Source organism: Nocardioides sp. (assembly GCF_035429765.1).
GTDB lineage: Bacteria > Actinomycetota > Actinomycetes > Propionibacteriales > Nocardioidaceae > Nocardioides.
Window position 1 is genome coordinate 1 of the sequence record NZ_DAOMFK010000179.1, and the last position, 6,592, is coordinate 6,592.

Annotated in this window: 8 protein-coding genes; 4 read left to right on the top strand and 4 right to left on the bottom strand. The window is 73.5% G+C overall.

Going from position 1 to position 6,592, the window contains the following annotated elements; translation table 11 throughout:
• Window positions 1–69 precede the first annotated feature (69 nt).
• Window positions 70–543: an SRPBCC family protein gene (locus PLP61_RS13715; protein ID WP_324503301.1), complete on the bottom strand. Its 474-nt coding sequence runs from the start codon at window positions 541–543 to the stop codon at window positions 70–72.
• The gene (locus tag PLP61_RS13720; RefSeq protein ID WP_502889059.1) at window positions 540–926 is read right to left on the bottom strand and encodes an ArsR/SmtB family transcription factor; all 387 of its coding nucleotides are present in this window, start codon (window positions 924–926) and stop codon (window positions 540–542) included. Before PLP61_RS13720 ends, PLP61_RS13715 begins: the two co-directional genes overlap by 4 nt.
• Window positions 927–1,070: 144 nt before the next feature.
• Here PLP61_RS13720 and ppgK point away from each other — a divergent pair, with 144 nt between their 5' ends.
• Window positions 1,071–1,817 carry a polyphosphate--glucose phosphotransferase gene (ppgK, locus tag PLP61_RS13725; protein ID WP_324503302.1) on the top strand — a complete coding sequence of 249 codons (747 nt, stop codon included), beginning with the start codon at window positions 1,071–1,073 and terminating at the stop codon, window positions 1,815–1,817.
• Between the two features lie 70 nt (window positions 1,818–1,887).
• Here ppgK and PLP61_RS13730 read toward each other — a convergent pair whose 3' ends face one another.
• Both PLP61_RS13730 and PLP61_RS13735 read right to left on the bottom strand, forming a co-directional pair.
• Window positions 1,888–2,574 carry a hypothetical protein gene (locus PLP61_RS13730; RefSeq protein WP_324503303.1) on the bottom strand — a complete coding sequence of 229 codons (687 nt, stop codon included), beginning with the start codon at window positions 2,572–2,574 and terminating at the stop codon, window positions 1,888–1,890.
• Window positions 2,571–3,956, bottom strand: coding sequence for a flavin monoamine oxidase family protein (locus PLP61_RS13735; protein WP_324503304.1), 1,386 nt, complete (start codon window positions 3,954–3,956; stop codon window positions 2,571–2,573). Before PLP61_RS13735 ends, PLP61_RS13730 begins: the two co-directional genes overlap by 4 nt.
• A gap of 70 nt (window positions 3,957–4,026) precedes the next feature.
• On the opposite strand from PLP61_RS13735, the gene PLP61_RS13740 reads away from it, so the two are divergent.
• From PLP61_RS13740 to PLP61_RS13750, 3 genes are all read left to right on the top strand, one after another.
• Window positions 4,027–4,959, top strand: coding sequence for an ABC transporter ATP-binding protein (locus tag PLP61_RS13740; RefSeq protein ID WP_324503305.1), 933 nt, complete (start codon window positions 4,027–4,029; stop codon window positions 4,957–4,959).
• Entirely contained in the window at window positions 4,956–5,765 is an 810-nt protein-coding gene (locus tag PLP61_RS13745) for a hypothetical protein (protein ID WP_324503306.1), read from the top strand. The genes PLP61_RS13740 and PLP61_RS13745 overlap by 4 nt, the downstream gene beginning before the upstream one ends.
• A partial coding sequence (locus PLP61_RS13750; protein WP_324503307.1) for an oxidoreductase occupies window positions 5,765–6,592 on the top strand: 828 nt, incomplete at its 3' end. The genes PLP61_RS13745 and PLP61_RS13750, both read left to right, overlap by 1 nt.

The following is a 6,592-nucleotide window of genomic DNA, read 5'->3' on the forward strand; positions in this document are numbered from 1 at the left end:
GGACGGCGCACCTGCCACGGCTCACGAACCTACCCGCACCGGCGGGCCGCCGGCGCCGGGCCGCCCCGCTCAGGCCGAGAGGAGCCGGTCGAGCTTCTCGTACCCCGCGACGACCCCTGACTCCATGCCGCTGGCCACGAAGGCGTCGCGGGCGGCGAGCGAGTCGACCACCGACACCGCGTGCAGCCGGCACCGGCCACCCGGCAGCGGCTCGAAGTCCAGGAACTCGAGGGAGACGCTGTCGGGGAATCCCTCGTAGGTGAAGGTCTGGACGATCCGCTCGTCAGGCCGGACCTCGTGGAAGCAGCCGCGGAACCAGTGCTCCTCCCTGTGCCGCCGGGCGACGTAGCGCCACGAGCCGCCGGTGCGCGGATCCCAGTGGTCGACCTCGGTCACCAGGTCGTGGGGGCCGACCCACTGCGCGAACAGGGTGGGGTCGACGTGGGCGCGGTAGACCTGCGCGGGGGTGGCGTCGAACTCGCGGACGATCTCGACGGTGGGCAGCTGCGGGTCGACGGTGATGGTGACCTCGTGAGTGGTCATCGGTCTCCTCCTGGGTCGTGGTGGGGTACGTCGCCGGGCGGCGGCGTGGGAGGGTCCTCGGCCATGGCGGCGAGCACCGAGTCGAGGCGCCGGTAGCGCTCCTCGGCCTGTCGGCGGTAGCGGTCGACCCAGGCCGACATCAGGTCGAAGACCTCGGCCTCCAGGTGGACCGGCCGCCGCTGGGCGTCGCGGCTGCGGCTGACCACCCCGGCCTCCTCCAGCACCCGCAGGTGCTTGGAGACCGCCTGCAGAGAGACGGGGTACGCCGCGGCCAGCTCGCCGACCGTGGCGTCTCCGCGCGTCAGCCGGGTCACGATGTCGCGCCGGGTGGGGTCGGCCAGAGCCGCGAAGACCCCGGACAGCGGGTCGGCGGGCAGTCCCACGGCGTACTCCTTGCTCAACTGGATGGTTGAGCAAGGCTACGGTGCCGGCGGGCTGTTGTCAACCGGTCGGTTGACAACAGCCGGTCCCGAGAGGCGCGGGGTGGAACGCGAGCGCGGGGGCCCGACTACCGCCACACTGGGCCCATGAGGACGCGAGGGTTCGGCATCGACTTCGGCGGCAGCGGCATCAAGGGAGCCCCGGTCGACCTGGAGCAGGGGGACTTCGCCGCCGAGCGGCTGCGCATCGACACCCCGGACCCCTCGACGCCCGAGGCGGTGGCGGAGGTGTTCGCCGAGCTGCTCTCGCGGTTCCCGTCCGACGGCGGTCCCGTGGGCGTGACGGTTCCTGGCGTCGTACGCCACGGGGTGGTGCACTCGGCCGCCAACATCGACAAGGCCTGGATCGGGACGGACGCCGACGCCCTGTTCACCAGGGCCACCGGGCGGGACGTCCACGTCGTCAACGACGCCGACGCGGCCGGGCTCGCCGAGGTGCGCTTCGGTGCGGCCCGGGGCCAGGGGGGCCTGGTGATCGTGACCACGCTGGGCACCGGCATCGGGTCGGCGTTCGTCTACGACGGGGTGCTGGTCCCCAACTCCGAGCTGGGTCACCTCCAGATCGACGGGCACGACGCGGAGTCCCGGGCCGCGGCCAGCATCCGCGAGGAGGAGAACCTGTCCTGGTCGGAGTGGGCCGAGCGGCTGACCCGCTACTACCGCACCGTCGAGATGCTGTTCTCCCCCGAGCTGTTCGTGGTCGGCGGCGGGGTGAGCCGGCGCTCGGAGCTCTTCCTCCCCCTGGTGCGCATCCAGACCCCCACGGTGCCGGCCACGCTGGAGAACCGCGCCGGCATCGTGGGTGCCGCGCTCTACGCCGCCACCTCCGCCTGACGCCCGATAGTACGGTCCCAACGCGGGGTTCCAGGCGGCCTTTGACCCCGCGTTGGGACCGTACTATCGGTCAGCGGTCCAGCAGGCGGCCCCGGGCGACGGCGACCTCACCGGGTCCCACCGGGTTCTGGTGGCCGTCCAGGATCACGATGGCCTCCCGGTCGACCAGGTCGAGGACCACCTCGTCCGCCGAGGCGCGGACGACGGTGCCCCGCGCCCGCCACGTGCCGTCGGCCAGCTCCGTCAGGCCCTCGTCGGTCCGCGGGGAGGCCCCGTCGCCCGGGTCGGCCTCGACGTCCCCGACCGCTTCGAGCCGCACGTCCTCCGGCCGGGTCGAGTAGCGCCCGCTGCGCCACAGCAGCAGGGCACCCAGGGCCAGCAGGGCGTCCGCCGCCAGCGTCAGCCACAGCCCGGTGCGGTGCGCCACCCGGCCGTCCACCAGGTGGGCCGAGGGCCGGTCCGGCAGCACCCGCACCGCCAGCGCCCCGTCGCGAGCGCCGGCGTACACGTCCGGCACGACCTGGGCGGCGTACTCCGTCTGCCCCGGGTCGAGCCGCTCCGGGAGGGTGAAGCTCACCCAGAAGGTGCGGTCGGCGCCCGAGTCGACGGTCCAGGTCCGCACGACCTGCGCGCTCACGTCCACGCCGTTGCGGCGCACCTGGCGCTCGGTGGCGAGGCTGGTGACCAGCGGCAGGTTGATGATCAGAGTGAGCAGGGCGAGCACCATCAGCGCCCGCCCGCGGCGGCTCAGGTTCATCGCGGCCCGCCCGCGACCTCGCCGCTGGCGGCCTCGGTGACCAGCCGGAGGGCGACCTCCTCCCCGCTGCGCACCGCACCCTCCATGTAGCCGTTCCACACCGGGCTGCACTCAGCCCCCGCCCAGTGGATCCGGCCGACGGGCTCGCGCCAGGCCTCGCCGTACGACGTCCACACCCCCGGGGTGAAGTGCGCCCCGTAGCAGCCGCGGGTGAACTCCTCGGCCATCCAGTCCCGCTCGAGGTACTCGACCGGCGTCGCGGCGCGCGCGCCGAAGTAGCGCGCGAAGCACTCCAGCACGGCCTCTCGGCGCTCGGTCTCGGGGCGCCGCGCCCACTGCCGGGCCTCCCGGCCCTCCAGGAACCCCATCAGCACACCGGGCCGACCCTCGGGCGGGGAGCTGTCGAAGGTGACCTTGACCGGGCCCCGGTCGGAGGCGGCCTGCCCGTTGAGACCCTCGGCGCGCCAGAACGGCTCGTCGTACCGCGCGAACACCTTGACCACCGACCCCGCCGGGAGCCGCTGGGTCAGCTGGTCGCGCCAGGACGGCAGCACCGGGGCGTACTCCAGCCGGCCCGCCAGCGTAGGCGGCAGCGTGACGACCACGTGGCTGCCGTCGTACGTCGTGCCGTCCCGGCACTCCACGCGTACGCCGGACCCGTCGTGCTCGATCCGGCGCACCGGGCTGCCGAGCCGGACGCGGTCCCCGAGCCGGTCGGCCATCGCCTCCGCGAGGCGCACCGAGCCCCCGACCACCCGGTCCTGCTGGGCGCCCCGGTCGACCGAGATCAGCGTCTCCAGGTCGGTGCCCGACTGGGCGTAGAACAGCGCGTGCAGCAGGCTCAGGTCGCCCGGCTCGGCGGCCCAGATCGCCTCGCAGGCGACGTGGAAGTAGGCGCGTCCGGTCGCGGTGCGAAGCGTGCGGTGGATCCAGGAGTGGAAGGTCTGCGCGTCCAAGGCGTCGGCGTCGCGGCTGCGCCAGGGCTGGTCGAGGCGGATCCGGCGGGCCAGCCGTTGGAACCGGTACATCCCCTGAGCCAGGTCCGCCAGCGCGACCGGCGACATCCGCGGCAGGGCGCCCCGGCGCGCGCTCATCCGCGACTGGATGCCCAGCAGGTCCAGCAGCAGCTGGCCCTCGTCGTTGTAGGTGCGGAACGTCTCAAGGCCCAGCTCCTCGACCAGCGCGTACATCCGGTCCTGGGTAGGGCCGAGCCACTGGCCGCCGAGCTCCACCGGGGTGCCGTCGGCCAGGGTGCCGCCCTCGACCCGCCCGCCGACCCGGTCCCTGGCCTCCAGGACCACGACGTCGACGTCGGCCCCGACGAGCCGGCGGGCAGCCGCGAGCCCGGCCAGTCCGGCTCCCACCACGATCACCTGCGTCATCCGACTCCCTACGCGTCTGCTCTGGGGTCACCTGGAAGGATCGACCCATGACGAACATGCGGGGCTCATCATGTCCGTGATCGGCGCACGGGTCGAGGTCCGCAACCTCACCAAGCGGTTCGGCTCCTTCACGGCGGTCGACGACCTGTCCTTCCAGGTCGACCCCGGCAAGATCACCGGGTTCCTCGGTCCCAACGGCGCAGGCAAGACCACGACCCTGCGCATGCTGCTCGACCTGGTCCGGCCCACCTCGGGGACCGCCACGATCGACGGGGTGCCCTACCACCAGCTGGCCGACCCGCTCGGCACGGTCGGCGCCGCACTCGAGGCCACCAGCTTCCACCCCGGACGCTCCGGCCGGGACCACCTGCGGGTGCTGGCCGCAGCCACCGGCGTACCGACCGCACGCGTCGACGAGCTGCTGGAGCTGACCGGCATCCCGGTGTTCGCCCGCAGCCGTGCCGGCACCTACTCGATGGGCATGCGCCAGCGGCTGGCGCTGGCCGCTGCCCTGCTCGGCGACCCGCGGGTGCTGCTGCTGGACGAGCCCGCCAACGGCCTGGACCCCGAGGGCATCCGGTGGCTGCGGACCTTCCTGCGCCACCTGAGCTCGCAGGGCAAGACCATCCTGGTCTCCAGCCACCTGCTGGCCGAGGTGGAGCAGACCGCCGACGAGGTGGTGATCATCGCCAACGGACGGCTGGTCCGCCAGGGCTCGCTCGCCGAGCTGAGCGGGGGGAGCGGCACCATCGTGCGTACGTCGGACCCGGCCGCCCTCGCGAGCGCGCTGGGTGCGGCCGGGGTCGCGGTACACCCCGAGAACGACGGCTGCCTGCTGGCCCAGACCGCCGACCTCCGGCTGGTCGGCGACGTCGCCCTGCAGGCGGGGCTGCCAGTGTGGGAGCTCCGGGAGAAGGCCGCGGACCTGGAGGGCCTGTTCTTCGAGCTCACCGAGGGGACCAACCGCACCGCGGTGGCGGTCGGGGAGGGTGGTGCGGCATGACCGCGGGTCCGAGCACGGCGCGGTCGGTGCACTCCGAGCTGCTCAAGTTCTCCACCACCCGGCTGTGGTGGGGCATGGGGATCGCCGTCCTCCTGTCCGCCGCGGCGATGTCGCTGCTCTACGGCATCCTGTTCACCTCCTCGGTGATGCAGGAGCCGGGCGCACCCGTGGGCGACGACGTCCAGATCGCCAACTCCGTCTACACGGCCGGGCTCAGCGTCAGCTACCTGCTGATGCTCACCATCGGCGTCATCCAGGTGGGCGCGGAGTACCGCCACCAGACCATCACCGGCACGTTCCTGGCCACCCCGCACCGTGCCCGCGCGCTGCTGGCCAAGGTCGTCGCGCTGCTCGCCATCGCGGCCGGCTACGGCGTGCTCAGCCTGCTCGGCTCGGTGGTGACCGGGGCGACGGTGCTGCAGCTGAGGGGTGCCGACCCGTTCCCCTCCACCGCGGTGCTGCGCACCTTGGTGCTCAGCCTGCTGGTGCTCGGGCTGTGGGCGCTGATCGGACTGGGGGTGGGCATCTTGATCCCCAACCAGGTCGCCGCGCTGCTGATCGGGGTGGGCGTGGCCTGGATCGTGGAGCCGTTGCTCGTCTTCGCGCTGTCCTTCTGGAACTTCGCCGCCGACCACCTGGTCCCTTACTTTCCCAGCTCGGCGACCAACGCCGTGATCAATGTCATCGAGGACTCCAGCGGGGTGGCGCGGCTGAGCTGGTGGGCCGCCGCACTGGTCCTGGTCGCCTGGGCCGCGGTGCTGTCCGGCCTCGGCATCGTGCGAGCGGTCCGGCAGGACATCAGCTGATGGCCCTGCTGTTCACGCCCGTCACGCTGCGCGGCCGCACGATCCGCAACCGGGTCTGGCTCTCGCCGATGTGCCAGTACGCCGTCGACGCCCGCGACGGCGTACCCACCGACTGGCAGCTGGTGCACCTGGGCGCCCGGGCCGTGGGCGGCTTCGGGCTGGTCCTCACCGAGGCGACCGCCGTGCTGCCCGAGGGCCGGATCAGCGTGCACGACACGGGCCTGTGGAACGACGCGCAGGCCGAGGCGTGGGCCCGGATCGCGGCGTTCGTCCGCGCGCGGGGGGCCGCGGTCGGTGTCCAGCTCGCGCACGCGGGCCGCAAGGCGTCGGTGCACCGCCCCTTCCCGGGCGAGCCCCGCGGCCCGCGGCCGGTGGACGACGGCGGCTGGCAGCCGGTCGGTCCCTCCACCGAGGCGTTCCCGGGGCTCACGGTCCCGCACCAGCTCGACCACGCGGAGATCGGGCGCACCGTCGCGGCCTTCGCGTCGGCTGCCGGGCGCGCGCTGGCCGCGGGCTTCGACGTGGTCGAGGTGCACGCGGGCCACGGCTACCTGCTGCACGAGTTCCTCTCGCCGCTCTCCAACCAGCGCACCGACGAGTACGGCGGTGACCTCCCCGGCCGCAGCCGGCTGCTCGTCGAGGTCGTCGACGCGATCCGTGAGGTCTGGCCCGACGACCGGCCGCTCCTCGTCCGGATCTCCGGCACCGACTGGGTCGACGGGGGGTGGGACGTGGAGCAGTCCACACAGCTCGCCGGCGTGCTGGCCGACCACGGGTGGGACCTGGTGGACGTGTCCAGCGGCGTCAACGCCCCGGCGCAGATCCCG